The sequence below is a fragment of the Vibrio breoganii genome (assembly GCF_001677275.1).
In the GTDB taxonomy this organism is placed as follows: domain Bacteria; phylum Pseudomonadota; class Gammaproteobacteria; order Enterobacterales; family Vibrionaceae; genus Vibrio; species Vibrio breoganii.
Genome location: NZ_CP016177.1, coordinates 642657 through 668092, shown reverse-complemented (window position 1 = coordinate 668092; position 25436 = coordinate 642657). Strand labels below are relative to the sequence as shown.

Here is a 25436-nt window from a genome sequence, read left to right as displayed (position 1 = left end):
GAACTATCGATGAAACACTTGCTGATTGTTGCTTTTTCAGCCCTTATCCTGAGCGGCTGTGCTAACCCGACAGATCAACAGCTAAACTTTGCTCCAGCGGCTGACAGTAACCAGATTACGTTGAATGAACAAAAATCTCTGGCGCTGAGCACAACAGACGTGCGAACGGCTCAGTACCTAGCCTTAGTTAAGAAGGGTGCGGATAAAGCGCTACCCATCCATGCTAAGCAAAATGCCCGAATTGCGTTTAACAATGCGATGAAGTCGCTTTTGGAGTCACAAGGTTTTGTTATTTCACTAAGCAGTGAAAATAACGTTGAACTGGAAGTTCAAGAAGCCTTAGTACGCGTTAACTCATCAACATTTAGCAATGACATGGACGCTAAGGTGACGCTCAAGGTTACCGTCGAAACACCGAGCGGTAAGTTTGTGAAAACCTATACTGGCAGTGCCAAAGCAACCAATTCTATGGGTGCTTCCAATGAGCAAATTGAACTCATCCTCAATCACGTATCTAAACTAGTGTTAAATGAGATTGCGAATGACGTAGAGCTTATCGATTACATGGAGGAGAAATTTCAATGAGCCGATTACTACTATTAATGTGCGCGCTGTTTAGTGCATCTGTTTTTGCGAGCACCAAGGTGGTGTTTGAAACAACACTGGGTAACTTCACTATTCAATTAGATGATGAAAAAGCCCCTGTCACTAGCGCAAATTTTTTACGCTATGTAGAAGATGGTAGCTATGCAGGCACCATTTTTCACCGTGTGATCCCTGGCTTTATGGCACAAGGTGGCGGCTTTGATGAAGAGATGAACCAGATTCAAACCTATGGTCCAATCAAAAATGAAGCCAGCAATGGCTTAAAGAACAAGGTTGCAAGTGTTGCTATGGCGCGCACCAACAACCCTGACTCTGCAACTCGTCAATTTTTCATCAATTATTCAGACAATGCGTTCTTGAACTACTCTTCTTCAAACCCTGGCTATGCGGTTTTTGGCCAAGTCGTTGAAGGCTATGATGTGGTTCAGAAAATGGCCAGCGTTCCGACCAAAAGCTCTGGTTTTATGAAAGATGTCCCTTCCACGCCTATCGTTGTCACAAAAGTGACAATTCAAAAATAGATCTCATCTAGAGTACTAGGGCCTGTTAACCTTTTGAGGTTATTTTTGTAGCGACTTGTTGGGTATTTATACAAGGCAGTCGCTTTTAGGTGTGGTGGTTCCACATGAAAAGGGACTAACGCGGTAGAAATGCCCAACAAACGCTACCCGAAGGGCTCGTCCAGAAGCCATTTACTCGTCGTTGAGCGACTTTTGCTTAGATGACTAGGCTACAAGTCCCTCGCCTTGATTAAATGGCTTCTGGTCGAGCAAAATTTAATCGCAAAAGGTCAACAGGCCCTAAGTTAAACGCAGGGTCTATGGACCCTGCAACTGTATTGGGCAAAAGGAAATAGAATGACGGAAAAAATGTCTTGGCGTGAGACGTTCAAAAGCTACCTCGATAAGCGCCTACTTTGGGTGTTTATGTTGGGCTGCTCTAGCGGTTTCCCTTGGGTGTTAATTGGCTCAAACATGTCTGGCTGGCTAAAAGATGCCGGATTAACTCGCGCAGCCATTGGCTATTTCGGCTCAGTATTTGCCGTGTATGCCATCAACTTTATGTGGGCACCGTTAGTCGACCGCGTTAAATTGCCTCTTTTGCACCGCCTATTAGGCCAACGTCGATCGTGGATCTTTTTATGCCAGGGGATCATGTTGATGTGTACCCTGGCTATTTCCGGCGTTGACCCTGCCAAGAGCCTAATGTTTACCTCCATGTTAGCGCTAGGCATCGCCATCGCGTCTTCTACTCAAGATGTGGCCATCGATGCATACCGAATTGATAGCTTCCCCAAAAGTGAAGCGTCCAAGTTACCTCAAGCGTCAGCAATGGCCGTTGTTGGATGGTGGACGGGATATTCACTACCGGGTTATTTAGCCTTCGTTAATGCTGATAGCATTGGCTGGAACGGTGTATACATGGGGATGACAGCCATTATTGGCATACTCATGCTATTTACACTGCTTACCAAAGAGCCGCATACCGCTCGAAGTAAACTACAAGCAGAGGCAGAGCAGCGTCATAACAAAGTGGTAGGCTCTCGAGTCGTTGCTTGGTTAAGCGTTACCCTAATTGAACCCTTTGCCGATTTCTTTAGACGCAATGGCGTGCGAGTCGCAATCACTCTTTTACTGTTTGTTTTCTTATTTAAGATTGGTGAAGCCTTCCTTGGTCGAATGTCGATTCCATTCTACAAAGAGATAGGCTTTAGCAACGAACAGATCGGTCATTACTCTAAACTACTTGGCTGGGGAGCGACCATACTCTTTACCATCGTCGGTAGTATGTTCAACGTCAGATTTGGCATTGTACGTGGTCTAATGATTGGCGGTGTAGCCATGGCATCCAGTAACCTGATGTTTGCTTGGATAGCGAAAGCGGGCCCAAGTGAAACCTTGTTCTTAGCCACCATTCTTGTCGATAACTTTACTACGGCATTCTCCACCGTCGCCTTTGTTTCCTTCTTAACGATTTTAACCGGGCAAGCCTTCTCTGCCACGCAATACGCACTACTTGCGTCTTTAGGCAACTTTGGTCGAACGACCCTCGCCTCCTTCAGTGGTGAGTTGGTTGACTATCTCAATGACTGGTCACTGTTCTTTATCATTACTGCCGCCATGGTAATCCCAAGCTTAATCATGCTTTATTCTCTTCGAGGGTATTTTAACGACGTCCTAGAAAAGGCTCGTCTACGCGGTTTAGAGGATGAAAAACGGCACAATCAATCGTTAAAAGAAGAATCAGATTCTGCCTAGCTATAAGTTAGATCCTGATCTTGCTTCAATAAAAATGCCACACAGAGTGTGGCATTTTTTGTATCTAGGATTGTCACCTCTAAGGGTACATTCCTCGACCAAACATATTAAAGATTCGTGCAACACCTTGAGTGAATACCATAGGATCACTCAGAACGGTTAGACATAGACAGTCTTGCCCTTCTTCGGTTCGCGGGGCATGTTTAATAGAAGCATCGGCGACGGTAAAATCACCAGCACTGTATTGCCCCTCTTCGTCACTAAAGCTGCCATACAGTACCAGTGTCGTCTCAACACCTTTGTGGGTATGTTGAGGGACTTGCACTCCTCCTGTTATGTACAGCAAGCTCACGCGCTCTTGCTCTCCAATGTCAAGGTGCGCGGTATACACTTTGCCACCATAGCTTTTCCAATCACTCAGTCGTGTACTCACGTTTTGCAGCGACTTAGGAAGGAAAAACTGTTTACCATTCACTTCAATTTTCACCGCTGATTTTGGCTTGGTGATGGCACTCTGTTTATCTAAAGAGATGATGTCATTAAACATCGCCTCCATCATATTTTGGTCAAAATCAACCTCTGCATCTTGTTCCATTAAAGATTGGGAAGCTTGAGCCTCAAACTCTTCTATCTTGCTATGACAGTGACTACAGGTCTCTACGTGAGCTGCGAGCGTCAGTCCATTACAAGCATCGATGCTTCCATCCGCATAGGCTTTCAACAACTCGTTACTTGGATGATGTTTCATACTTGATCCGCCCTTATTGTGTCTTTCAACTTCTCTACTGCCAGTCTCAATCTTGATTTAACTGTTCCGAGAGGAATATCAAATTTGTCTGCTACTTCTTGATGAGGTAACTCATCAAGATATATCGCTTTGACCACTTCTTTCTGCTTCACGGGAAGCGTATCTAGATACCGGACAATCTGCTCTCTTAGCATGTTTCTCTCAGGTGAATACTGGTCAACCAAGTCAGGTGGGCAGTAATCATCTGGCCAAATGTCTTCTGAGTGTACATGCAGTTCTCTGCCTTTTTGTTTGCGAAGAAGATCAAAGCAAAGGTTTCGAGCAATAGTGTATATCCATGTGGATAGAGCACTCTTACTACCGTCAAACAGATGAGACTTTTGCCAAACTGCCGCTAGAGCATCTTGCACTAGCTCCATTGCTACTTGTTCATTCCCCACATGCTTATAAGCAAACTGCTTTAAGCGAGGGGAGAAATGCTTGAACACCTTAGCAAAGGCGGCTTTATCTCCCTGCTGTACCTTGACCATGCACTCGTTCCACTCTGCCCGAGTCGGGTTTGAGGCTTTGGCTAACGTTTCCATGATTCACCTTTTGAGAGCGAGGGAGGACGAACCTCCCTAATAGATTATTCGGTGATGTCTGCAGCGAGTATGTCACCATTGGTTGCAATCGCCTTATACACCTTACCGTTTTCTAGTGCCACACCTTCAAGTTGAAGAACAGGTTCTTTACTGCCTACGCCCGTTACTGTCACCACGTAGGTACCTTCTGCAACATAAACGTTCTGTACAATATCTGTATACGCAAACCCAGGTAGGGCTGGATCACTATTAATTGAATCCGTTGAATCCGTTGAATCCGTTAAGTATACGCCAACTGTGGCAGCTGCGGGTAAAGATGCACCGTGCAACACCCTCAAGGGAGCGCTAGTTGCCACAGGTCAACGACTACCTTCAATAACAAGCGCGTCTATATTGGCTAAATCATTAATGGCATACAGGCTGTAGTGCTGGCAGCGTAGCTATATCAAATAGTGCGAAGCAAGTAATTAGTTGTGTTGTGTCTAGATAAGTCAATGCTCGATATGTATCGAGCATTGACTTATAGGGGGTGAGGTGTGATCGACTTCTAATCGATAATCACTGCATCAATAACATGAATCACGCCATTGGTAGTGTATATATCTCTAATGATAACGTTAGAACCACCTACTGTTAGTGTGTCGGTTTCATCATCAATGGCAATAGCGATTTCTTTCATTGCCATCGTAGTTACATTAGTTCCGTTTAGACTCATCGCTGTAACTGAATCTACCGCAGCGCCTTGAACAACGTGGTTCAGCAAAATATCGGCTAGGTTTGGGTCAGCTAACAAAGTGGCAGCATCAATATTCAGCTCGGCAAGTAACGCTGTAAAAGCATCGTCAGTGGGTGCAAATACTGTATACGTTTCGTTTTCGTCAGCTAGTGCGCCATCTAAATTAGCGGTAATGAGTGCCTGAACTAAAACTGTAAAGCGACCATCGTTTACTGCAGTCTCTACAATATTCGAAGTCGGCTCACCCATGTCCGCGGGCGGGACCAACACTGCATCAATCACATGAACAATACCGTTGCCCGTGATGATATCAGTCGCTGTCACTGTGGAGGTATTTACCAATAAGTTGTCACCGCTTAGTGATAAGGCGACATTATCTCCGTTAAACATTCCAACTGTATTACCAGCAAGTCCAATAGCAGTCGCTGCATCAACTTCACCAGCATAAACGTGGTACGTTAGAATATCAGCCAGATCTGGACTGCCTAAAAGCTCATCGGCAGTTAAATTATTCTCCATCAAAAATTTTTCGAAAGCAGCATCTGTTGGAGCAAACACAGTAAGTTCGGCATTTGGATCTGATAAGGTTTCAACAAGGCCGGCTTGCTGTACGGCTGCTACTAAGGTTGTAAAGTTGCCATCGGCAACCGCAGCATCGACAACCGTAGCAGCGCTAACGGCTGAACTTGTATCATCATCATCACAAGCAGTAACGAAAAATAAAGTGATTGTAGCGAGTAAGGTAGCTTTTAGTAATCTCATAACTTTGTCCCATTTCCTTTGTTAGGCACTTTAGATACGGCGGAATCTTTCATCTAGATCAAATAAAGCCGACACAAATGTGCCGGCTTCAGATTGCTGAAGAACCCCGCTTTTTTAACGGAGTTCTCTTTTAATCAGCTACTGTTCGGGGGCGATCGCGATTTTTCACTTATAACGCACTTTACTTTATGAAGGCTGATGTTGGTTCCAGAACGTCAGTATTTGCTTTACTTGAGCCCTTTTGCCCCCTTCTTTTTAGATGACTCTGCGTCAGAGTTGTCTTCCTGATATTTAGAGAAGTTGCTGCCATCCAACACTGCATTTGTACTTTCGCCAAGCAGCGGAAGCGAGCATAACGATGTCCATGGTGTTGTTTTGCATCTGCGAAACTTTGTTCTACAGTCTCACTCCGACGCCGATAAGTTTTCCGACCATAAGGTGAGAGCTGCATCATATTGGAACGCTCAACGGTTTCACTGTAGATGTGCCTCGTTACTACTTTCTTCATGTTTTGGCTTGTCGTACAGTCGTGTCTAACTAGGCAGAACGCACATTGTTTGGCGTCTGAGTGATACTCTCTGTATCCACCTCTAGTCGGTGTCTTATAAACAAATTCTTGCCCTGCAGGACATAAGTACGTGTCGTTGTCTTTGTTGTATTTGAAGTGTTTTTCTTAAACGTGTTCTTGGTTATCAATAGACGGCGATAACCCAACACGCCTAAAATACCTCGACGCTCTATGCATTCGGCAACCGGTGCCGGAAGTGCCCAGTATCAAGTCCAACCGAGATTGGGTTTAAATTAAAGCGTACTAATGTTTGGTCTAAACGTTGGATATGAGGTTGAGAGTCGTTGACATTTCCTGCTGTCGTATAGGTATCTAGGATAATCCCATTCTTGCCGTCCACTGTGCGATGGTCTGGGTAGAAGAAGCCTTGTGGCTTGTAATCACGTGAGATGAATATCGAAGGTGACGTGTCCAGTTACTTCGATACTCTACTCCACCGATTATTGAGGAAATGTGTTCGTGAGATGTAAAGCTGTGATGGTTTTCTTAGCCTTCTCTGTCATTTATCAAGTTAGGGGAAGTTGAGAGCGTCTTGTTTTGTGCAATGCATCAGGGTGTCCCTCAGGGCGACTTCGCTTCTACATCATTGTCGAAAACAATACTTAGAGACCAATCTGTATCTTTATAAACGTTATCTGAGTAAGAAAGCTCTCAAAGACCGATGGTACAAAAACAGCCGCATAAAAATAGGACGCCGTTCACCAATTGAAAATAAGTGGCAGTGGCTACCGATGAATTGCTGACCAAAATACGCAAAGCAAATTCGACACGCCCCAGACATGATTGTATTTCCGTACATCATTCATTGGGCTTCGATAGCTTGGCTGAGAAATCTCAACGCTTCATTACAATCCGCTTGGGATATGAGGTGCTCAAATTGCTGTTGCTCTATAGGCAGTAGTTCCAACCATCTTTGGCTTACCCAAGTTGCATCATCAAAGAAGCAATGTGAGTAGAGATTCTTAATCTCTGGAAACCGCTGATAAACCCTTTGCAATTGATCACTGATGTAAAGGTTGTCTCGCGAGAGTTCTCGGCTATCCCAGTTGCTGAGGTTTTCTACCTCCCCACAACGTAAGCCATCAAACTCACTCCAAACCCTTTTCACCCTGAAACGACGAGTTCCCACTATGGTTACTCCAAGGAACCCGTCTGAAAGTTGTTCAAAATCGATAATTTCTGCGAGTGTGCCTACGCGAGAGATATTGCCAGGAGAAGAAGTACCAGGCTCACTAATCAAACAAACACCAAAACCTTCTCCCGCCTTACAACAGTCGCTGATCATCCGCTTATAGCGAGGTTCAAAGATTCTTAGGTTCATTTTCCCTTCAGGTAAAACGACTGAACTTAAGGGGAACAATTTAATTACAGACATAAGCCACTCTTCTTTTCTAATCTCCAGAACTGTTACGCAAACGAAAATAGATAGATCAGAAACCTTGCCACATTTTGTTACCTAAAAAGTTCCCTTAAAAATATCCGTTTGACTGACCTTTGAGCACCCTCTTTACAGAAATGTGATTAAGATCACCGATCTGAATTGAACTTTTACATTTTGCCACTTCCATTTGCGTGCCAGATCTCTATTATTCGCTTCACGGAAACGGTTGCTATGGAATGGCAAGTTCATTTTTTCGCACAAACATTTTTAGAGTACCCATTATTATGCGTAAATCACTTTTAACTATTGGCCTACTAGCGGCTACTTCAGCACCTGTAATGGCTGCTGACTACACAGACGGTGACATCCACAAGAACGACTACAAGTGGATGCAATTCAACCTAATGGGTGCTTTCGATGAAAAGCCTGGCAACTCTAGCCACGACTACCTAGAAATGGAATTCGGCGGCCGCTCTGGTATCTTCGATCTTTACGGCTACGTTGATGTTTTCAACCTACTAAGCAACCCAAGCTCTGATAAAGCTGACGCTAGCAGCAAAATCTTCATGAAATTTGCTCCTCGTATGTCTCTTGATGCACTAACTAAGAAAGACCTTTCTTTCGGTCCAGTACAAGAGCTATACGTTGCATCTGAAATCACTTGGGATGGTGCTACACAGAAAGTTGATGCATTTGCTGTTAACCAACAGAAAATCGGTCTAGGTTCTGACGTAATGGTTCCTTGGTTAGGCAAAATCGGCCTTAACCTTTACGGTACTTACGATTCAAACCTTAAAGATTGGAACGGTTACCAAGTGTCTACTAACTGGTTCAAACCATTCTACTTCTTCGAAAACGGTTCATTCGTTTCTTACCAAGGTTACATTGACTACCAATTCGGCATGAAAGAAGAGTACTCTTCTGCTAGCAACGGCGGCGCAATGTTCAACGGTATCTACTGGCACTCAGATCGTTACGCAGTAGGTTACGGCCTTAAGCTATACAAAGATGTATACGGTATCAAAGATAGCGATGCATTCGAATCATCAGGCGTAAGTCACTACGTTGCAGTAACTTACAAGTTCTAAGTCGAACTCTAAGTTATACAAAAGGCGCTTTTTAGCGCCTTTTTTGATCCCGTTAATTCGCGAAATAGCTCTATTACGAGTATCCTAGCCAAGCATAATACCAATCACACTAAGTAAGTGTTCAGAAATAGCGCAGGAAAAATGCTCGAGAACAAGGCAGAATTTTTCGATAAGTAGTTATTCTACAATCAAAAATTCTAACGCAGTTATCGAGCATTTTAACCAGCTAGAATGAGCAGTTATTTAGTACGATTGGTATAAATACTCTGGAGTATGGTTTGAATATTTGCATCCTTGGCGCCGGTGCCATTGGCTCTCTTTGGGCCTGTTATCTCAACAACGCTGGCCACACAGTCTCGTTATGGACGCGCGGCTGTGAGTCATCACTCTCACTGTCGTTAGACGATCAACCTGCTATTTTATTTCCTTGTAATCAAGAGTCTCAGTTGGCGAATGCCGACTTATTGATCGTAACTGTCAAGGCGTGGCAAGTACAAAGCGCGTTTAAGTCTATTCTTTCGCAGCTCAAAGCCGACTGTTCTATTTTATTTAGTCACAATGGCATGGGCGCTGTTGAGGCTATTTTGCCGCAAATGTCTGAGCATCCTGTTTTCTTTGCCACAACCACTCATGGTGCACTGCGAAAAAATCAACAGCAGGTTCTGCATACCGGTCAGGGACAAACCATTATCGGTCCTCTCAATGACAAGGCCGAAGTGGAATTGGGCAGCTTAGTTCAAGCCTTTAATCTGGCAATGCCTCCAGCCCACGCCGATAGCAATATCTATCAAGCGCTGTGGAATAAACTTGCGATCAATTGCTGCATTAACCCGTTAACGGCTTTGAGAGATTGCCGAAATGGTGAACTAGCTGCAAAGGATACCTTGGAGATCATTGAGACTTTGTGTAGTGAGATCAGCGCGGTGATAAATGCCGAGGGTTTCTCTTGTGACAATGCAGAGCTATTTGCTCGAACAAAACAGGTGATAGAAGCGACTAGCAAGAACTTCTCATCCATGCATCAAGATATTCATTACAATCGCCCAACAGAGATCAACTATATTACTGGGTACTTACTCGAGCGAGCACGAGCGCACAACATTGATACGCCGATGAACAAGAATCTCTTCGAGCAGATAAAACAAAAAGAGGCCCAAAATGACCATTAAAGCCTTAGTCCCTATTGCACCAGGCACAGAAGAAATGGAAGCAATTACCATTATTGATGTGCTCATTCGCGCTAACTATCAAGTGACCGTCGCCAGTGTCGATCCTGAAGGCGCACTGACCTTCAACGGCTCAAGAGGCATACCTCTTGCTGCACAAGTGAAACTGGTGGATGTTGCCGATGAAGAGTTTGACGTCATCGCTATGCCTGGGGGCGTGGGTGGTGCGGAAGTGTTTCAAAAAAGTATTCTACTCGTCGAGATGGTTAAACAGCAGCACTACGATGGCAGGCTCAATGCCGCCATTTGTGCAACGCCAGCTCTGATGCTGCAGCACCACGGTTTATACCCCGACGCCCTTATGACATGCCACCCAAGCTTTAAGTCTCATATTCCAGAGCAAAACTGGCGTGAGAAACGGGTAACCTACGATCAAATCCATAAGCTACTGACAAGCCAAGGCCCAGCGACCGCCTTTGAGTTTGCTATGGAAATCATTATTCTGCTTTCTGGTAAAGCCTTTGCTTGGAGCGTCGCCGAGCCTATGGTGCCACTACCCAACCTTCACTATCACGAACTAGGAGCTAAAGGTGTTTGATATTCACGCCATTCGAGCCCAATTTCCGGCCCTGCAACAACAAATAAATCAACAGCCCTTGGTTTACCTTGATAGTGCAGCCACCACTCAAAAGCCCGCTAGAGTTATCGACACCATTAGTCAGTACTACTCACAGCACAATGCCAACGTGCACCGAGGAAGCCACAGTCTAACCGCTTCGGCAACCACAGCCTTTGAGGGTGCAAGAGATAACGTACGTTCCTTTATCAACGCCTCCTCAAATAAGGAGATCGTGTGGACTCGCGGTGCAACCGAAGCGATTAACCTTATCGCGCAGACCTATGCTAGAAACTATTTAAAAGCCGGTGATGAGATACTGGTCAGTGAAATGGAGCACCACGCGAATATCGTTCCATGGCAGATTGTTGCAGAGCAAACAGGGGCGACCGTTGTTAAGATCCCTATGTTGGCAAACTGCACACTGGATCTAGATGCGTATCGCTCACTGCTTAATGACAATACCAAGATTTTGGCTATTGGTCAGGTGTCTAATGTCACAGGTACTCGCCATCCTATTGAGGAAATGATTGCCCTTGCGAGGCAATTTAACACAGTCGTCGTGGTTGATGGTGCGCAAGGCATTGTGCACGAACCCATAGATGTACAAGCCCTCGATTGTGACTTCTACGTTTTCTCTGGCCACAAGCTATATGCGCCAACCGGTATCGGTGTGCTTTATGGAAAGCTAGCGCTACTGGAAGCTATGCCTCCATGGCATGGCGGCGGAAAGATGGTGCAAAAGGTGAGTTTTTCTGGGACTTCATTCAGTGATCTTCCCGGAAAATTTGAAGCAGGCACGCCGAATGTGGCTGGCGCACTCGCCCTTTCCAGTGCCATAGATTGGCTCAAAGAAATTGACTATCAGAGCGCCGAAAAACATGTGCAAGCATTACAACAAAAAGCCTATCTGGCGATCTGTAATATCGAAGACATAGAGCTAGTGGGTTATCAAGCTGGCGCAAGTGTCATCAGTTTTATGATGCCAGGCGTACATCATCAGGACATCGCTACCCTACTTGATCAGCAAGGTATTGCGCTACGCGCCGGTCATCACTGCGCTCACCCATTAATGGACGCGCTAGGTATAAAGGGGACGGTAAGAGTGTCTTTTGGGGTCTATAACACAGAGCAAGAAGTGGATGCGTTTATCGCTGCTCTGACCAAAGCTGTAGATATGCTTTAGAAAAGCTGCAAGCTATCAGTTTAGTTAGCTGATCGCTTACAGCTTGTAGCTTGTATCTTCTCGACAATAGCTTTAAGCCCATTACCGCGTGATGGGCTTAAATGTTGCAATAAGCCAAGGCTTTCAAAGTAACCTTCCACATCAAACTGCTGGATCTGCTCGCTGGTTTTACCATTGAAAACCGCTAACACTAATGCAATCAAGCCACGTACAATACGCGCATCAGAATCTGCGCAAAATTGCCAAACGCCATTATCCTGCTCGCCAACCAGCCATACCTGACTTTCACAACCTGCAACAAGCACTTGCTCTGCCTTTAGCGACTCTGGCATTGTTGGCAGTTTCTTGCCCCACTGTATCACCTGACGATAACGTTGTTCCCAACCCTGACACTGCTGCATCTGCGCTAGAATATCCGCCTCTGTGATTGAGGTGCCAAAAGGGTTCTCAGGATAAGTCATTGTGGTTCGGCCTTAGTTCGAGCTGTGCTTTTGAATCAGTTTCTCAATGATACGCGAGACCGCCACGAAACCAAAGGTTGCAGTTACTACGGTCGCCGCGCCAAAACCAGTGGCACAGTCCATACGCTTAGGCCCTTCCGCTGTGGATTTAACAGCGCAAACACTGCCGTCTGCTTGTGGGTATTTCAGTTGTTCAGTAGAAAAGACGCAGTCGATAGCAAACTTACGCTTTGGATTCTTACTAAAGTTGTGGAAGCGACGCAGCTGATCTTTAATCTTCTTTGCCAATGGGTCTTGCACGGTTTTACTCAGGTCCGCAACACAGATTTGAGTAGGGTCAACCTGACCACCAGCACCACCGATAGTAATCACTTTAATTTTGTTGCTACGACAATAGGCTAGCAAAGATGCCTTTGCTTTTACGCTATCAATCGCATCCAGCACATAGTCAAACTCTTTGCTCAGATACTCTGCTTGGTTGTCCTGATCGATAAAGTCATCAATCAGGTTAACCTTACAATCAGGGTTAATTAAAGCGACACGCTCGGCCATCACCTCAATCTTGCTTTTACCTACAGTGCCTGTCATGGCATGGATTTGACGGTTAATGTTGGTTACACACACATCATCCATATCAATCAGGGTTAGCTCACCGACACCGCTTCGCGCCAAAGCCTCTACAGCCCAAGAACCAACGCCACCAATACCAATCACGCACACATGAGCGGCGCGTAAAATCTCTACCTCACTATTACCATACAGGCGACGAGTGCCACCAAAGCGTTGGTCATAGGATTCGGATGCTGGGGTCGTTAATTCTCGCATGACGATTTTTCTCTGAACATAAAACAACAAGAGTGCGTTTTATACGCACTCTTGTGATTAATGTCTATAGCTTGGGGGGGAAATAGCCTTCAGCGATCAGCTGTCAGCTGCAAGTCGTTCTTAGCACACATTGAAAATACACGCTAAGCAACAAACCGTGGTCCCCAAGGGCTTTTCTGGGCCAGCACTCTGGTCGGGGACCTTCAATCATGCTACCTAGAAACAGATTCCCGATAAAAGCGCTCGGGAATGACGGAGCCCTTGGAGTCCGGCATGTAAACAAGATGCTAGCTTGTGGCTTGTAGCTTGTGGCTAGCAGCTTACAACTCGCAGCTTGAAGCTGATTTTTTTACAACTCCCAAGGATTAGCCGTTTCTGAGTTCTCTAGCCCGAGCTTCCACACTCGGCCAAAGTGCTTATAGTGCCCTGATTGCACGCCCGCTCGAGCGCCCATGCCGTGATAAAGGTCAAGATGGTTTTGCTTGACCGCACCGCCGGTATCTAGGACTAAAAGCAAACGCAGTGCATGAGCGCCAGACCAAGTACCATCAGCATTTAATAAAGGCACCTCCGCAAGGATTGGAGTACCCATAGGCAAAAGCTCTCTGTCCCCTGCCACCGAAGCCATTGGTAGTAATGGGATACCTGCGGTTCCACGTACCGCTAGATCGTCTTTTGGCACAAAGAATACATAAGAAGGATTCTGTTCCAGTAGCTCTTTCACCGTCTCTTCGTCGTTTTCTGTCACCCATTGCTTGATGGCTTGAAGCGACATTTTCTCTCTTTCAACCAAGTCCCGCTCTATCAAAATACGACCGATGCTAACGTAAGGTCGGTTGTTTTTACCCGCATAGGCAAAATATTGCATGCTGTTGTCATCACCAAAGTGTACAAAGCCGCTGCCTTGAACCTCCATTAAGAAAGGGTCAATCATGTTATCAGCATAACCGAGTTCAAGCCCTTTCCCCTCAAGTGCACCATCATAAATCTGCGCGCGAGTTGGACATTGCTGAGAACAGCTAGGTTTTCCATAAACAGGGTATTTGTAGGTGGCGTCAGGCTCATGGCGTAATTCAATCACAGGTGAGAAGTAACCGGTAAACATTACATTGCCCTTGCTGTCTCCCCCTTTCATCTGGGCACTTTGCACACCATAGTTGGCAAGCTCAGTCGGATCTCCACTTTGCAGAGCCCACTCAGACAATTGCTGATAAAGGTCTTGATACTTATTCGCCATTGACGGTGAGTTATCCAACACCTGTTTTGCCTGCGCATCAAATGAATTGAGATCCCTAAAGGCGTTGCTCTCAACGGTGTCTGTTTGAGTAAGCGGTTGCTGAAACTCTTGGTCAAAATCTTGCTGACCACGTTCAGCTTGCTGAGCACACCCTGCCATCAAAGTAGCCAGGGTAAGAAGAGGTATAAATTTGCGCATTGACTGGGTTTTATGTCCTTGAATAAACCTTAGAAAAGCAGAATGACAAACTCCCCTGCTTTGCGCAATGCCTGTAAGAAAAATCACACACAATTAACATAGAAGTGCGTCATTCTTCATTATGCGGTTAATAGTTGTAATTATATAAATAGTCATTATTATTGTATAAAAATTCACTCAAAGAGTTTAAGCATGTATCGCAGTACTGAGCTGGTAAAAGGATTTCGTCAGTCCACCCCATACGTAAACGCACACCGTGATAGCACCATGGTGATTTACCTGTGTGGCGAGGCGCTTAGTCATGACAACTTTCCTAATATTGTCAGTGATATCGCTCTGCTACATAGCCTTGGAGTGAAACTCGTTCTGGTACATGGTGCTCGTCCGCAGATTGATCAGCGTCTGGGTCAGCAATCATTAAGCTCGCCCTACCATAAAGATATTCGTGTAACAGAATCCTCTATGTTACCGCATGTCATGCAAGCCTCAGGGCAGTTGCAACTGGCCATCACTGCTCATTTGTCTATGAGTCTGAACAACACGCCAATGGCGGGAACTCAACTGAACGTAGTCAGTGGCAATTTTGTTATCGCGCAGCCTTTAGGGATCGAAGACGGCATCGATTATCAGCACAGTGGCCGGGTAAGACGTATCGATGTAGAAGGAATCAACCGCACGCTAGAGCAAGGCTCCATTGTGTTGATTGGCCCTGTTGCCGGTTCCGTTACCGGAGAGTGCTTTAATCTTGTTTCAGAAGAACTTGCCACACAGGTGGCCATTAAATTAAGCGCCGACAAGTTGATCGGGTTTAGCTCAGACCAAGGCTATATCAAGCCTAATGGAGAGGTTGCAGCAGAGTTATTCCCTCATGAGGTGGAGCATATTCTACAACAAGAGGCGAATAACAACGCCCCAAGCACTCATCGCTTCTTGCAGGCGGCAGTCAAAGCGTGCCGTAAAGGGGTGCAACGTAGCCACTTAGTCAGCTATGTGGATGATGGAGCCTTGATCCAAGAGCTCTTCTCTAGAGATGGTATTGGTACACAAGTCGTCACCGCTAGTGCGGAGCAAGTGCGTATCGCGAGTATTGATGATATCGGCGGTATTTTGGATCTCATAGAGCCGCTGGAGAATAATGGCATCTTAGTGCGTCGCTCTCGTGAGCAACTAGAGCAAGAGATTGAGCGCTTTACCATCATAGTCAAAGACCAACTTATTATTGGCTGCGCGGCGCTCTATCCCTATATTGAAGACCAAATGGCGGAAATGGCGTGTGTGGCTATTCACCCTGAGTACCGTGATGGAAATCGAGGGGCTCACCTGCTTGCGCATATGAAGAACCAAGCTGACTCTTTAGGGATCAAGCAGTTGTTTATTCTCACCACCCACAGCTTGCATTGGTTTAGAGAACAAGGCTTTAGTGAAATCGACCTTGAGGCCCTGCCCATTAAAAAGCAGGACCTTTACAACTTCCAGCGTAAATCAAAGATCCTAGCGCTGGATGTCACCTAAGTAATAGCCGTTAAATCGTTAGCCATCGGTTGCCAAACGCTGTGACAGGTGACTGCTTCGCGCTGTTTTCTGCTTTATAGCTCGTTGCATAATGGCTTTATCGGCATATACACTCAGCTGATGTTTCGCTCGAGTCACACCGGTGTAATACAGCTCTCGCGTCAATACCGGTGTTGGCGTCTTAGGTAGCAGCAGCAAGGTGTGGCTAAACTCACTACCCTGAGATTTATGTATTGTCATAGAGTAGGCTGTTTCGTGGGGCGGAACCCTGCTAGGCAGTACGCCCTTTACACTGCCGTCGGGAAGCTCGAAATACACCTTCAGACGCGGCTCTTCTAAGCTTTCATCAAGCAAACAAATGCCAATATCTCCGTTATACAACTGCTGGCTATGGTCATTGCTGGTCACCATGACTGGACGCCCGATATACCATGTGTCTCGTTCGACGGGTATGAGGTTCTTACGTGCCAGCGCTCGCTCTATATTGGAATTAGTGCCTTCTACTCCAAATTCTCCCTCACGCACCGCGCACAGCAATCGCGTATTGGCAAAGCTTTGCAAAACGCTACGAGCAAACGAAGGCATTGTCATTTCGCCATTATTTGCGTATCGCAAAGATAGGTACTCCTGATAACGCCCTACTAAGGTATTGATGAGTTGTTGGTAGCTATCAGCGGTCACTTCAAAGTGTGCTATATCTTCAAAGCCTGCCAAGAAGACCTGTTCGGCCTCTTTACTGTTACCCGAATTAATAGCCCTTGCCAGTTTGCCCACACCAGAACGGCTATGGAAACGAAAGCTTTTGTGCAAAACACATAAGCTATCGCCAATCGCGGTTCCTACTTGATTCGAAGAGGGTAATTGATAGCCCGTCAGCTTATTAAGGTGCTCTCGATGCGCCAAGCCATAACCTTGGCCTCCAAGCTGACAAATATCCCCTAGTACAGCGCCTGCCTCAACCGATGACAGTTGGTCTCTGTCACCGAGTAAAATCAATCTGGCATGAGCAGGTAATGCACTGAGCAATTTATACATCATAGGTAAATCGACCATAGACGCTTCATCAAGGATCAATAGATCTAAATGCAAGGGATTGTGAGAGTTGTGCTTGAACTCAGTTCGATTAGGAATAGCGCCAAGCAAGCGATGCAGTGTACTGGCTGAGGTTGGGATCCTTTCCTTTATCTCAGGTGCAACAGGCAGTGAGTCTATGGCTTGGCCAATGGACTCGGTAAGACGAGCGGCTGCCTTGCCCGTGGGCGCCGCTAGCTTTATCGTGATCTCAGAGTCACTGGATGATACTAAGGCTGCTAGCAGCTTGGAAACCGTCGTCGTTTTCCCTGTACCAGGGCCCCCAGAGATGACGCAAAATCGCCTAGTTAAGGCCGTCGCTGCCGCTACTTTCTGATGGTTCAAGCAGGCACTCAAGGGGATATACTCCTTAAGCACCTCAAGCTCACTAACATGGCGCGCCTGTGTAGCAATAGCCACGACTTTATCAATGGCAATCCCCTCAACATCAAGCACATCCAACGACTCACAAATGGCTCTTTGAACTACCGCTGTGCTGGCATTGTTTTTCTTCAGTGTCTGGAGCTCAGAGAATAGATAGTTCAGCTGCCAAGCGAACAGCTGATCTAACTGAAGCCTCAAGGTGGAGAGCTTACTCGCCTCCATGGCAATGGGCTCTGCATACTCCAATATTTTTTGTGCTAGTGCTCCCTCAAAATGCCAATACTTTTGCAAATACAGGCTTCCAAACTCAAACACCAGTGGCAGACGCATTGCATCTTGGAAATCATGCGCCACTAAGCTAGAGGCTTTGAGCTCGCGGACCCAATCACATTGCAATAGCTCTGGGGCAAATAAAGGCTCAAGCTGGTTAACCCCGAGCACCTTTAAGGGATTCCAGTTATCTAAAATGGGTAGGCATGAGTTGCCCTTGCTCAGCTCATAACTCACCGCGCAAGCCATAACGGCAATGCGCTGCGCTGACGCGCCTTTTTCTTGCGCTGCAAAGAATTTTGCTAGTTGGAAGTCGATATCTCTGATCATTCCCACACTGGCCATGACCTCGAGCCATTCTAGCCAGTTTTTCTGTCGATAATTGACCAGTTGCTCGGGTGCAATGTCGGTAAGGTTAAGTGTTTCTGATAGGCTTTCGCTAGTCATTACCATTAGATAGCCTCCTCGCCACGAATATGTGCATCCAGTTCCTCTAGCATTTGTTGCGATGGCTTGGCATGAAAGACACCATAGTCACCGCTGCCATCCATACCGCGCAAGAATAGATAAAAACACCCACCAAAATGAGTCTCGTATGAGTAGTCTTGTAGTCGGCTTTTTAAGAATCGGTGTAGGGCTAAGGCATAGACTTGATACTGCGCATCATAGCGATGACCGATCATCGCCTCATCGAGGCTTTTCTGATGATAGTCTTCTGCGTTGTCTCCAAGGTGATTGGATTTCCAGTCCAGTACATAGTATTTCCCTTGATGCTCAAACACTAAATCGATGAACCCTTTCAACATTCCCTCTACAGGAGCAAAGCCCAAATCTCCGGCTTGCGCAGTTAAAGAGTCATGCTTATGGGTGATGGCATTAAACCGCTGAGCGGACAAGATTTCGATGGGAAGAAGAAACTCCATCTCTACTAGTCGTTGCTGTGGCTGTTTTTCCGATAGTTTGATTCCACTGCCATCTAGGTCGGTATTGAGCACCTTATCGATCATCTGTTGCAGTACTGGCAGCCATTCTTCATCTAGCTGCTCTTTGATCAGAAGCTGCTTGATGATCTCTTCATTGTCTGCGGTAAAGGCTGACTCTGTATATTCAACCTCTTCAAACAGGGTATGCAAGAAGGTGCCGGGTCTCGCACCGCGCGGGAAGTTGAACATGGTCTTTTTGTTCAAATCAAGCAGTGGCGTTTGATCATCAGAGGCATCAATATCTAAGCTTGTATCCAACCAAACACTCTCGTCTTTGTGGCTTGAGCCATGCCCTTGTTTCACCAGCCCCGAGTAACTGGTCATTCTCCAGCGCCAATCTATCTGTTGTTGCATCTTACTAGCTTGTAACAGGGACTGCTCAACGTGTGGGGCTTGATAGCGAACGTCATCCCAGGCAAGCGGTTCACAAACCTGTATTGATGGATAGCTGTTTTCTAACACATGCAGAGCACTAGAGAGCGCTGAGGCTTCTTGCGCTTCTGCACCCTGCAACAAATAACCAATCGCACTCAGGTGTGCGCTGGCTTTTTTACTACGACCTTCCTTTAGCGGCGCAACGCCGAGATAGCAACCATAGACCGCACGAGTGACCGCAACATAGATAAGACGCAAATCCTCGGCAAGCCTCTCTTTATCTGAAAGCGCAATACCCTCGCTATTATTATCCAGATCAAATCGCGTGCGATGCTGCTCAGCGTCGTAATACAGTGCCTTGTCACTTTTTCTAAAAGCACTGACAAAGGGAACAAAAATAATGTCGTATTCCAAGCCTTTGGATTTGTGGATGGTCACCACCTGAACCAAGTTCTTTTCCGACTCCAAGCGCTGCTTCTGTTCGTCTCCAGCATCACCACTGCCCGCTTCAAAGATGTGCTCTTCAAACCAACGCAGCAGAGCATGATCACTTTCTAGCTCTGCTGAGGCTTGTTGCAACAGCTCAGCCAGATGCATGAGATCGGTAAGTATTCGCTCCCCCTGATGCTCATTTTGTAGCCTTTGGGCTAGCTCTCTATATTGGATTAGCTTACGGATCATCGGCATGATCCCGGCCTTCAGCCACAACTGTCGGTAATCACTAAACTCTTGGCTCAGCAGTTCCCAGTATTGTTCATCTTGATTCAAGCGCTCTAGATCAAATAGAGAAAGGTCAAACAAGGAACTGGCGGCGGCTGTGCGCAGTGCTCTGTCGTTATCAAAGTGCAATGCTGCACGTAGAAATAGCAACACATCACTGGCCACTGGGCTTGCAAAAACGCTGTCTCTGTTGGAGAGATACACACTAGCAACGCCTTTCTCTGACAGTGCTCTACGAACCAAATTCGCCTCGCGCCCTGTCCGCACCAGCACTGCTATATTGCCCGCTTGAATTCGCTCATCTTTGGAGCCATGCAGCAGTGCATTGCCAGTATCGGATGCGCTTAACAGGCGCTGTATTTGCGTGGCGGTGGACTGCGCCATGCTTTGGTTATAATCGCCCTTTGCTACCGCTTCGCCCTCGTTCTCCTTCAGCCAAACCGTCATGGCTGATTGAGTTTCACCATTGAGCGACCACGACTTTTGATCCGCTCCCGGGCTTGCAGAGACGGCAGTAAAAGGGATGTCATCATCATAAATAAACGCAGATTCAGCCTCTTGAAACAGCGCGTTACTCGCCTCTACCATATCTTTGCTGGAGCGCCAGTTGGTGGTGAGATTAAAGTGCGAGGTCACCTCTTTACGTGCGCGGATATAGGTAAAAATATCGGCGCCGCGAAAGGCATAGATGGCCTGCTTAGGGTCACCAATCATGAACAATCCACACTCAGGATGCTGCAGGTAGAGATGTCTAAAAATGTTGTATTGCTGAGGATCCGTATCTTGAAACTCATCAATCATCGCAACGGGATATAGCCCGCGAATACGCTCGGACAACAGCCCTTCATCGTCCGCTTGCAAGGCATAGTCGAGCTGGCTTAGCAGATCATCAAAGGACAATTTCTGCTGCTGTCCCTTTGATTTTTGCAACTCGGCACGACATTCGGGAATGGCATTGCTTAGGATAGCCTGCTTCACCTCAAGAGCAGGCAATGAGCAGTATTCATCAATATGATCAAATACCACATGCTCTGGCGCTTGCTTGTCAGGTTTAGTCTTGGCTTGCAGCGTGCTGGAGCTAAAGCGCTCCAAGCACTCAGGCACAGCAATACTGGTGAGTGGTTTTGCTGCCCAACTATCAATCTGTCCTATCCAGTTCGGTACGTTCTTCTTGTTGTAGGGATTTTTGGTGATCCCAGATTCCATAATCAACTTTTCAAAGTCAGCGCTGTCTGCTGACCATTGCTTCTGGAGCTCGGCAAGAACGGCAATACGCTCAGCATACAGGGTTTCTAGGTCTCCCTTTTCAACCTCTGAGTGAATGTAGACCTCATTACCACTGATAAAATTATTCAGATCCGCGTACAGGGCTTGCGGTGTTTTCCAGTGACTGCGGATCTCTGACACCATGCTGGCGCTCATACCATAGAAATGGCGACGCCAATAATCGGCCACCACTTGTTCTTTTAGCTGGGTTTCATCTTTAATAAATTGGCTTTTGAAGCGGCTACCCGACTCGAACGCATTTTGTGTCAGCATGCGCTGGCAAAATCCATGAATGGTATAAACTGCGGCTTCATCCATCTGCCGCTCGGCAGCCAGTAACAATTCACAGGCGCGATCGCGATCATCCGTTTGTTCTAACAGTGGCTTGATCACAGGATCATCACTATGACCTCGGCTAAACGCCACCCGTGCTTGGTGGATCCGCGCACGAATGCGATCTTTGAGCTCTGCGGTTGCCGCCTCAGTAAAGGTCACCACCAAGATCTGCTCTACAGTAAGTGGTGTTTGGTGCGCTGAGTCGTTATCGCCGTGTCCCAATAACAGCCTTAGATAGAGTCCGGCAATGGTAAAGGTCTTTCCCGTGCCCGCAGATGCCTCAATTAAGCGTGCGCCATGCAAAGGAAATGTCATTGTCTCAAGCGGCGCAGGAAGAATTTGCGCATCATTTGTCATAGTGAACCCTATCTAAATATGTGATCAATGTTATGAAGCCGAGTTTCATTGCTGTTTGTTGAGCATTATCCGATGAAGTTTGCGATCCTACTCACTGATATAACAAACAGTTATGCGTAAGCTTGCCCTCAAATTATGAGTGCTACGCACCAAGCCTATAAAGAACTAAAAAATAAGAGGTCTCTCTGACCCTTTGGCCACCAGCAATTACCCTACAAATAATAAATGCTGGTGGCCACCCTTTCTCTTTTTGCCGATTTCCGTTATTTGGATTTTTCTTGCAGTCTTTCTTGCGCAGGCAACAAGACCCTTTCAGCTAATTGATACCCACCTTGTTGCAATTCTTCGCTCCATTGTGGCCATGCGCGCTGAATGTACATATCATCCGCTTCACCCGAGTTGTAATCATCACCAAGGACTGTCGAGCTAAATTTGCCTATTGCTGCTTCTCTGGCAACTTCGGTATCTCCCTTCTTCGACTTCTTCACAAACTCTTGTGTCGCTGCATGCGCCGAACGAGGGAAATAAGGCAGTGGTTTAGTCATACCCTCAAAATATAGCGCGACGAGATCGTGTAGAAAATCCAATGCATCTTGCGGCTCAATAGCCGCCAAAGAAAAGTACTCAATCTCTTTTTTGCTTGATATTCCAATAAGATGACTCGTCACCGCCACACCTGAAGCACACGCACACAAGTGTTTAATCCACGCTTGCAGAATGTCTTTGGAGCGAACACGACCTACGCGATAATGAACCAGACCAGAGGCATAATGGCTATCTAACCAGCCAGTGATCGTTAGCCACTTGTCGCGGTACTGCACCTTCAAAGAGACAGGTAAAGAAGGCTGCTTATTGCTGGTATAGAACTCAATCTCAGTGACCAACTCTCTCATGGCATCTTGGTTCTCCGCGACCTCTAGGTCACCAAAGTTTCCAATGGGTAATTGCCCTGAGCTGCGGTAGTAGTGAGCCACTTGCTCTACCTCTGTACCTCCACCGTTTAACATAGCCGCGACTATCTCATCACGTAACAAATAGCGCTCAAGCCCCCCTAAAGAAAAGGGCTCTTCATCTTCAATCAGCTCTTTTTCGCTGTTAAACCATACCTGAAGCCTCTGATTGAAGAAGTACTTCACAGGCAGTGACCAAAACGATAACAGCTGATCTAATTCAATCTCAGACAACGCCTCTCGTTCCATAAAGTAATCGGATAAAGGCGTACTCAACTTATCAGCTTGAGAGTAAACCCCGTTCACCACAGGTAGCCACTCAGCAGCAAAGCTTTGGCTATTTTCAAAAGCCTCACGACTAAATGGGGTCATGCTGTGATGAGAGGTAAGATGCTCCAGCAAGTGTTTACCTGAGTCGTCCACAGAGAGAGGCTCGTCGCCATCAAGACAGTAATTTTGTGAACAGTACTCGAGTAGCTCGGTCACCAAGATCGAGGGTAAACATTCGCTGTTATCGAGAATGGATTGCCCTATGTAACTGATATACAAGCCTTGTTGAGCAGAAAGTAGCGCTTCCAAGAATAGATATCGGTCATCATCACGACGGCTTCTATCACCGATGCGACTCTTTACTGTCATCAAATCAAAGCCTTCTTGGGCAACGGTTCGAGGATAAACCCCGTCGTTCATTCCCAGTAGACACACCACACCAAACGGGATGGAGCGCATTGGCATTAGGGTACAGAAATTCACTTGTCCGGCTAAAAAGCGCTGACTGACACGGGAGCTATCCAGTTTGTCTTGCAGGTATTCAGAGACCACTTGATGACTCAAAGCCGTATCTAGACCAGACTCAGTAGTTTGCTGCGTCAATGAAGACAGGGCATCACGAATACTGGTTAGGGCTATCTCATTTTCAATATCTAGCTCAAAGAAGTCATTGGCCAAGGCATTCAGCTGTGTTTGCCATTGCGCACTATGCTGAGGCTCATTGAGAGCGCTGCGATAATGCAATACCTTATCAATGAAGGCTGCTAGCTTTCCTGCAAGCTCAGCCTGCATTCCCTCTATTTGCTCATAGGGTGCTAACCTGCCGCTGCTCAACTCTAATGGCTGACATATGGCCGACATGCTGTAGCCAAGCAAAATACGCTGTAAACCAAACACCCAGGTATTCTGATTTAGGCTAGGCAGTTCAAATTCAGTGGCGGTTGAGTCATTAAGCCCCCAGCGCACGCCCGCTTCTTCGACCCACAAATTAATCAGTTCAAAATCTGAGGCCGATAACCCAAAGCGTTGCAGTATTGCAGGGGTTTCCAATATCTCCATCATCTCACTGCGACCACAGCGACTATTAGGTAAGTCCAACAGCTGAAGAAACGCATTTAAGATCGGCGTCTCTTCCGCCACGCTTCGGTCGGAAATAGAGTACGGAATCCTTCTGTCACCGGTGGCGTTGCCAAAGATGGCATTGATCGCCGGAGAGTAGGCATTGATATCCGCTACCATCACAATGATATCGCGCGGCTTTAGTGACGAGTCTTGATTGAATAGATGTAGAAGCTGATCGTGCAATACTTCCACTTCACGAGTGGCACTATGGCAACAATGTATGGATAGAGAACGGTCGTGTTTCGATACCGCCTGCTTATGCAGGCTTTGCTCTAGCTTAGTGTCATCTTGATGTTGATTGAGCTGTAAAATATCTTGCTGAATGTTCTGCAACAGCGTCTTGGCATCAAGATCCACAAAGGCTTCAACCTCGTTACTATCAAGCTCAGACAATAGATGTAGGTTGTCACGCCCTTGCTTACCCATAGAGGCCAGTAGGTTGTTGCTGATAGCATCGTGGTGAAACTCTGGCAGGGCATTGTGTTCAATATCGCCTTTAAGAACAGGGATCCCCTCCTCCTCATTCAACTCTTGTCCATGCCAGCGAATGCGCGGCCTAACCTTAGCCGCCATTTTTGTTAGAGTGCGCTGATCTTTAATATCCCCCCAGTAATAGCGACATGGGTTATGGAACATCAGATGCACATCAATATGCTCACCCAAGGCCTTGAGCGCTTCCAAATATTTGGGGGGCAAAGAACTAATGCCAAACACAAACAGGCGCTTGGGAACATTGTCACTGCTTATCTCAGACAGGCTGGCCAGTTTATCGATGAAATCTTGATACAGGTTTGCACGGTGGTATTTCGACTGACCTAGTTGCTCAGTAAAGCGATACAACTCACGCCATAACTCACCCTGCCACAAGCCTTGTTCTTCTAGCTCCGCAGGATGCTCATTATTTTCCCAAGCGGTAATGTAGTCAGGGCGATACACTAAGTAACCATCGAAGATATCGGCAATCTTGCCCGCCAATTGAAACAGCTTTGAGTTGTCGTCATCGTGCTCAAGGTAAGTCGCAAGGGAGGAAAATTCATCCTGCTCAAGTTTGCTTGGTAATACCTGCATCAACTTCCAAGTCATCGCCTCTTTATTAAAGGCACTACGCTTGGGGACATCAGGCAATACTTCGATGAACATCTGCCAAATGAAGGTCGCTGGAAGAGGAAAATTGAGATTGGCGGCAATCCCCATATCCTTGGCCAGTTCCATCTTTAACCACTGAGACATACCAGGGCTTTGCACTAAGATTTGCTCTTGCTCAAAGGGAGAGGTTAAAGGTTGCTGGCGAATAAGTGCAATGAGTAGAGATTTGAGGAGATCGATCTGGTTTGAATGATAAACAGTAAACAAGGCAGGCTCACAATCCGTTGAATCAATTGCAATAAGATTACCACACC

General features: G+C 46.4%; 19 protein-coding genes and 1 pseudogene. 8 read left to right on the top strand and 12 right to left on the bottom strand.

Translation table 11 applies throughout. From position 1 onward, the window contains the following. The first annotated feature begins 9 nt into the window (after positions 1–9). From A6E01_RS03125 to A6E01_RS03115, 3 genes are all read left to right on the top strand, one after another. Complete coding sequence (locus A6E01_RS03125; protein ID WP_017029129.1) at positions 10–585, top strand: YajG family lipoprotein; 576 nt, start codon at positions 10–12, stop codon at positions 583–585. Beyond that, entirely contained in the window at positions 582–1127 is a 546-nt protein-coding gene (locus A6E01_RS03120; RefSeq protein WP_017029128.1) for a peptidylprolyl isomerase, read from the top strand. The genes A6E01_RS03125 and A6E01_RS03120 overlap by 4 nt, the downstream gene beginning before the upstream one ends. Positions 1128–1463: 336 nt before the next feature. Beyond that, positions 1464–2864, top strand: coding sequence for an AmpG family muropeptide MFS transporter (locus tag A6E01_RS03115; protein ID WP_065209551.1), 1401 nt, complete (start codon positions 1464–1466; stop codon positions 2862–2864). Positions 2865–2943: 79 nt separating this feature from the next. Here A6E01_RS03115 and A6E01_RS03110 read toward each other — a convergent pair whose 3' ends face one another. The 6 genes and pseudogenes from A6E01_RS03110 to A6E01_RS03090 form a co-directional block, all read right to left on the bottom strand. Further along, a complete protein-coding gene (locus tag A6E01_RS03110; protein ID WP_065209550.1) occupies positions 2944–3612 on the bottom strand; it encodes a ChrR family anti-sigma-E factor in 669 nt (222 codons plus the stop codon). After that, the gene (locus A6E01_RS03105) at positions 3609–4196 is read right to left on the bottom strand and encodes a sigma-70 family RNA polymerase sigma factor (protein ID WP_065209549.1); all 588 of its coding nucleotides are present in this window, start codon (positions 4194–4196) and stop codon (positions 3609–3611) included. Before A6E01_RS03105 ends, A6E01_RS03110 begins: the two co-directional genes overlap by 4 nt. A gap of 44 nt (positions 4197–4240) precedes the next feature. Next, the gene (locus tag A6E01_RS03100; RefSeq protein WP_065209548.1) at positions 4241–4552 is read right to left on the bottom strand and encodes a DUF4397 domain-containing protein; all 312 of its coding nucleotides are present in this window, start codon (positions 4550–4552) and stop codon (positions 4241–4243) included. A 191-nt stretch (positions 4553–4743) separates the two neighbouring features. After that, on the bottom strand, positions 4744–5694 hold the full coding sequence (locus tag A6E01_RS03095; RefSeq protein WP_065209547.1) for a fasciclin domain-containing protein: 951 nt from the start codon (positions 5692–5694) through the stop codon (positions 4744–4746). Positions 5695–5880: 186 nt separating this feature from the next. Further along, positions 5881–6656: pseudogene (locus tag A6E01_RS21505) on the bottom strand (transposase); the annotation flags it as partial. Positions 6657–7064: 408 nt separating this feature from the next. Then, positions 7065–7637, bottom strand: a complete 573-nt coding sequence (locus A6E01_RS03090; RefSeq protein WP_065209546.1) for an LON peptidase substrate-binding domain-containing protein — start codon at positions 7635–7637, stop codon at positions 7065–7067. A 290-nt stretch (positions 7638–7927) separates the two neighbouring features. On the opposite strand from A6E01_RS03090, the gene A6E01_RS03085 reads away from it, so the two are divergent. From A6E01_RS03085 to csdA, 4 genes are all read left to right on the top strand, one after another. Beyond that, positions 7928–8731 (top strand): nucleoside-specific channel-forming Tsx family protein, encoded by an 804-nt coding sequence (locus tag A6E01_RS03085; protein WP_065209545.1) that lies wholly within the window; start codon positions 7928–7930, stop codon positions 8729–8731. Between the two features lie 278 nt (positions 8732–9009). After that, positions 9010–9900 (top strand): 2-dehydropantoate 2-reductase, encoded by an 891-nt coding sequence (gene panE / locus A6E01_RS03080; RefSeq protein ID WP_065209544.1) that lies wholly within the window; start codon positions 9010–9012, stop codon positions 9898–9900. Next, on the top strand, positions 9890–10495 hold the full coding sequence (locus A6E01_RS03075) for a DJ-1 family glyoxalase III (RefSeq protein ID WP_065209543.1): 606 nt from the start codon (positions 9890–9892) through the stop codon (positions 10493–10495). The genes panE and A6E01_RS03075 overlap by 11 nt, the downstream gene beginning before the upstream one ends. Beyond that, positions 10488–11699, top strand: coding sequence for a cysteine desulfurase CsdA (gene csdA, locus A6E01_RS03070; RefSeq protein WP_065209542.1), 1212 nt, complete (start codon positions 10488–10490; stop codon positions 11697–11699). The genes A6E01_RS03075 and csdA overlap by 8 nt, the downstream gene beginning before the upstream one ends. 20 nt (positions 11700–11719) lie before the next feature. Here csdA and csdE read toward each other — a convergent pair whose 3' ends face one another. The 3 genes from csdE to mltA form a co-directional block, all read right to left on the bottom strand. Beyond that, a complete protein-coding gene (gene csdE / locus A6E01_RS03065) occupies positions 11720–12160 on the bottom strand; it encodes a cysteine desulfurase sulfur acceptor subunit CsdE (RefSeq protein ID WP_065209541.1) in 441 nt (146 codons plus the stop codon). A gap of 12 nt (positions 12161–12172) precedes the next feature. Then, complete coding sequence (gene tcdA / locus A6E01_RS03060; protein WP_017031185.1) at positions 12173–12985, bottom strand: tRNA cyclic N6-threonylcarbamoyladenosine(37) synthase TcdA; 813 nt, start codon at positions 12983–12985, stop codon at positions 12173–12175. Between the two features lie 349 nt (positions 12986–13334). Further along, positions 13335–14420: a murein transglycosylase A gene (gene mltA, locus A6E01_RS03055; protein ID WP_065209540.1), complete on the bottom strand. Its 1086-nt coding sequence runs from the start codon at positions 14418–14420 to the stop codon at positions 13335–13337. Positions 14421–14612: 192 nt separating this feature from the next. On the opposite strand from mltA, the gene argA reads away from it, so the two are divergent. Next, a complete protein-coding gene (gene argA / locus A6E01_RS03050; protein ID WP_017029115.1) occupies positions 14613–15932 on the top strand; it encodes an amino-acid N-acetyltransferase in 1320 nt (439 codons plus the stop codon). An 18-nt stretch (positions 15933–15950) separates the two neighbouring features. Here argA and recD read toward each other — a convergent pair whose 3' ends face one another. From recD to recC, 3 genes are all read right to left on the bottom strand, one after another. After that, positions 15951–18110 (bottom strand): exodeoxyribonuclease V subunit alpha, encoded by a 2160-nt coding sequence (gene recD / locus A6E01_RS03045; RefSeq protein ID WP_065209539.1) that lies wholly within the window; start codon positions 18108–18110, stop codon positions 15951–15953. Next, entirely contained in the window at positions 18110–21694 is a 3585-nt protein-coding gene (gene recB, locus A6E01_RS03040) for an exodeoxyribonuclease V subunit beta (RefSeq protein WP_065209538.1), read from the bottom strand. The genes recD and recB overlap by 1 nt, the downstream gene beginning before the upstream one ends. Before the next feature lie 263 nt (positions 21695–21957). Further along, a complete protein-coding gene (recC, locus tag A6E01_RS03035) occupies positions 21958–25389 on the bottom strand; it encodes an exodeoxyribonuclease V subunit gamma (RefSeq protein WP_065210339.1) in 3432 nt (1143 codons plus the stop codon). Positions 25390–25436: the final 47 nt, after the last annotated feature.

What these genes read in the sequence shown, in the direction of transcription:
- A6E01_RS03125 (WP_017029129.1), top strand. Translation starts at nt 10, where the DNA reads ATGAAACACTTGCTGATTGTTGCTTTTTCAGCCCTTATCCTGAGCGGC.
- A6E01_RS03120 (WP_017029128.1), top strand. Translation starts at nt 582, where the DNA reads ATGAGCCGATTACTACTATTAATGTGCGCGCTGTTTAGTGCATCTGTT.
- A6E01_RS03115 (WP_065209551.1), top strand. Translation starts at nt 1,464, where the DNA reads ATGACGGAAAAAATGTCTTGGCGTGAGACGTTCAAAAGCTACCTCGAT.
- A6E01_RS03110 (WP_065209550.1), bottom strand. Translation starts at nt 3,612, where the DNA reads ATGAAACATCATCCAAGTAACGAGTTGTTGAAAGCCTATGCGGATGGA.
- A6E01_RS03105 (WP_065209549.1), bottom strand. Translation starts at nt 4,196, where the DNA reads ATGGAAACGTTAGCCAAAGCCTCAAACCCGACTCGGGCAGAGTGGAAC.
- A6E01_RS03095 (WP_065209547.1), bottom strand. Translation starts at nt 5,694, where the DNA reads ATGAGATTACTAAAAGCTACCTTACTCGCTACAATCACTTTATTTTTC.
- A6E01_RS03090 (WP_065209546.1), bottom strand. Translation starts at nt 7,637, where the DNA reads ATGTCTGTAATTAAATTGTTCCCCTTAAGTTCAGTCGTTTTACCTGAA.
- A6E01_RS03085 (WP_065209545.1), top strand. Translation starts at nt 7,928, where the DNA reads ATGCGTAAATCACTTTTAACTATTGGCCTACTAGCGGCTACTTCAGCA.
- A6E01_RS03075 (WP_065209543.1), top strand. Translation starts at nt 9,890, where the DNA reads ATGACCATTAAAGCCTTAGTCCCTATTGCACCAGGCACAGAAGAAATG.
- csdE (WP_065209541.1), bottom strand. Translation starts at nt 12,160, where the DNA reads ATGACTTATCCTGAGAACCCTTTTGGCACCTCAATCACAGAGGCGGAT.
- tcdA (WP_017031185.1), bottom strand. Translation starts at nt 12,985, where the DNA reads ATGCGAGAATTAACGACCCCAGCATCCGAATCCTATGACCAACGCTTT.
- mltA (WP_065209540.1), bottom strand. Translation starts at nt 14,420, where the DNA reads ATGCGCAAATTTATACCTCTTCTTACCCTGGCTACTTTGATGGCAGGG.
- argA (WP_017029115.1), top strand. Translation starts at nt 14,613, where the DNA reads ATGTATCGCAGTACTGAGCTGGTAAAAGGATTTCGTCAGTCCACCCCA.
- recD (WP_065209539.1), bottom strand. Translation starts at nt 18,110, where the DNA reads ATGGTAATGACTAGCGAAAGCCTATCAGAAACACTTAACCTTACCGAC.
- recB (WP_065209538.1), bottom strand. Translation starts at nt 21,694, where the DNA reads ATGACAAATGATGCGCAAATTCTTCCTGCGCCGCTTGAGACAATGACA.